The 2,349-nt window shown below is 41.9% G+C and carries 4 protein-coding genes; all 4 read right to left on the bottom strand.

From position 1 onward, the window contains the following. The coding region (locus tag GO009_RS17220) for a hypothetical protein (protein ID WP_163627950.1) at positions 1-188 on the bottom strand (188 nt) is incomplete at its 3' end. Continuing rightward, positions 170-952, bottom strand: a complete 783-nt coding sequence (locus GO009_RS17215) for a hypothetical protein (RefSeq protein WP_163627949.1) — start codon at positions 950-952, stop codon at positions 170-172. The genes GO009_RS17215 and GO009_RS17220, both read right to left, overlap by 19 nt. A 194-nt stretch (positions 953-1,146) precedes the next feature. Further along, positions 1,147-1,929: a DUF5457 domain-containing protein gene (locus GO009_RS17210; RefSeq protein ID WP_163627948.1), complete on the bottom strand. Its 783-nt coding sequence runs from the start codon at positions 1,927-1,929 to the stop codon at positions 1,147-1,149. Continuing rightward, positions 1,929-2,349 (bottom strand): hypothetical protein (locus GO009_RS17565; RefSeq protein ID WP_203532489.1); only part of this gene is annotated, 421 nt, incomplete at its 5' end. The genes GO009_RS17210 and GO009_RS17565, both read right to left, overlap by 1 nt.

Here is a 2,349-nt window from a genome sequence, read left to right as displayed (position 1 = left end):
CCAAGCTTTAAATGGCTCCAGTCCACACCAGGGTTCGCTTCTTCGATACGTGCCCTGAACGTATTATAACCCGCATTGGGATGGTGCTTCCTGTAATCGGACAGGTGCTCCGTGATCAAATTGTCAAGATATTGAACCTGTCCATGTTTATTTTTTTCAATAGTGTGTTTTATCGGGTCCTCCGCCATGGTTGTTTGCTTTTTAGGGTGATGGTGGTTCTGCTGTTGTTGGTTTTGTTGTGTATGGTTGCGGTGGCCTTTTTGATCCACGTGCTTTTGGGATCCAGTATAAAATTGTCGTCCACAGTTATATCCAGAGGGTCGTCCTTGGTGTTTTGGGTTGTTGCCAAGTACTGTAGTTTAAGGTCGGTGCCCTCCATTTGCAAAGTCTTATTCCCCAAGATCGTGATCGGTTCCACGCCACTGAACCCGAACAATTGATGTTGTATTCCACTACTGAACCCTTGATAGACCAAATGGTTGTTGAGAAAGCCCCTGTAAAACAGCTGAAACACTCCGTCCGCTTGGAGAAATTGAATCAGTTTGCCGGGAGAGCTGTAATGGCGATCATAAGCCTCTATGAGCTGTTCCGCCACTTTACCGCTGTATTCGGATTGTAGTTTGGCCTTTGTGCGTTCCCATTCTTTGGTGATTTCCTTTTTTTGGTACAATGCCGTTACTTTACCTTCTTTACAGCCCAATTCTATTGTGTTCAAGGGGCTGGTAAGGTGTAGGTACAGACGATCTGCTTTTTCAAAACTGGTTTTCCCGTTTATGGTAAAGTTGCTCTTCTTCCACGAGAAGAAGTTTTCGGAATATTCCAACAGCACATCAAAACCATAGGTCTTTTGTACACTGTCCACGGCAATAGTGCTGGTACAGTGGTACATTTTGTTGCCGATAACGGGCTTATGTTCAGGTGCATCGGCTGTAATGCAAGCGGAATGGCTCATGATTTTTTATCTTTTTTTATAAAAAAGAGTCCATTTAATTTATTTGAATATGGGAACCAGTTGTAAGTAAATCATTCCGAGGGAAACAATCCATCCTAAATTGACGGATGGCCCTTTTGAATTGATGGATGGGCTAAATGCACTGACCAATTCTAAGAACCTGTTTAGGAATTTGCAATGAAGTGGGATCTGACTTAAAAAAAGAACCTTTCCAAATACAAAAAACCAAATAGGATAATGATGACCAGATTGCAGAGGGCCAAGTTTTTTATAAGTGTATTGGCATCATTATTTGTCCGTTGCAGTTCAAGTCGTAGGTCGGCCATTTGCGCATGATGGTTTTGTGTGATACTGTCCAAAGCTTTGTTCAAGGTGTTTACCTCTTCGGTCATGGTATCGTTTATGGCATTTTGTCTAAAAAAGGAATAGGAAATGGCATTTCGGGCTTTCTCATCATATTCTTCGGAATCGGACACATAGAGATTTTTATGGTCCCCCAAGGTTTTTGCCTTCCATGCAGTTTTAATGTTTTCTTCAGGGGACATTTCCACAGGATGTTGTATTTGCCAGTATGAATAGGTAGAATAAGCTATCGTGAGAAGCCCAAAAATAAGGAGAAGGGCTTTGGAAACAGTGATCAAAGGACTTTCATTTCTCGGTTTTATGGGTGTAACATAATACATTTTCGGGTTGTTTCCCCTGTTGCCATTTTTCATTTTGGCTTCTTCATAAAGTTCCATTTGCTCAAGAAAAGTTACCCTGTCCAAGCTATATTTACCTAAATACAGGTTCACTTTTTTGTGCAGTACGAGCCAGTCCAGTACCTCCCGTATCTGTCGTTCTGAAATTTCGGGATTGTTTATGCGCCACAGTACATCTTTAGGTGCCATTTCAGCGGCTTTGTGCACATTCTCTAAGTACATAATTTTCAGCACTACCTCGTGCAATGGTATTCCGGTGACTTTCTTATTGCTCATTATAGTAGGTCTTCTTCTTTGACGAGATAGTAAACTGTGCCAGCCCCATCTTTAATCGGCTGAAAGTAAGAGCCGTTCAACCGCTCTTCCAAAAGACTTGTTTTTTTTCGAAGGGATGCCATCCATTCTGTAAACTCCTCATGTGTAAATTTTCGTTTTTTGGCAACATCTTTTATTCTCAATGTGTTCAACACAGTATCTTTCACAGGGATTCCGGTTTTAACGTAGAGAAGATTTCCCAGAGTTGCGTTTTTTTTCAAAACCTTATAGTACTGGAAACGCCGGACATAGTATACCACCCTCGCCGGGTTAAAGTGACCATAGCTGGCCGGACGAAAGTGACCCACCCCCGCCGGGCCAAAGTGACCCACCTTTAGATTAGATCTATCTGTAAAAAGTCTAAGTGCTTTTTTTGTTAAA

This window comes from Allomuricauda sp. TY007 (assembly GCF_010468565.1).
GTDB lineage: Bacteria > Bacteroidota > Bacteroidia > Flavobacteriales > Flavobacteriaceae > Flagellimonas.
This window is presented reverse-complemented; position numbering and strand designations above follow the sequence as displayed.